The organism is Arthrobacter sp. SIMBA_036, assembly GCF_046535135.1.
Taxonomy (GTDB): Bacteria; Actinomycetota; Actinomycetes; order Actinomycetales; family Micrococcaceae; genus Arthrobacter.
Genome location: NZ_JAWRXG010000316.1, coordinates 1 through 255 on the forward strand (window position 1 = coordinate 1; position 255 = coordinate 255).

Below are 255 nucleotides of genomic sequence, written 5' to 3' on the forward strand. Positions count from 1 at the left end.
GGTTCTGCTCAGGCCGCACCCCGAGGCAAAATCAAGATACCAGGTCGCCTATGGTCATCGTCGTCTGGCGGCAACGCGAAAGCTAGGCATCAAGGTCCGCGCCGTCATTCGCGAACTGACAGACGAACAGCTAGTGGTCAGCCAGGGCCAGGAAAACAGCGCTCGCACCAACTTGTCATTCATCGAACGCGCACTGTTTGCTGCACGCCTGGAGGAACGCGGTTTCGGTCGCGATGTGATCATGGCATCTCTTGG

1 protein-coding gene is annotated in these 255 nt (G+C 58.4%); it reads left to right on the forward strand.

The genetic code is table 11. The annotated features are described in order from the left end of the window. On the forward strand, positions 1-255 hold a 255-nt coding region (locus SB659_RS20030; RefSeq protein WP_410551687.1), incomplete at both ends, for a ParB/RepB/Spo0J family partition protein.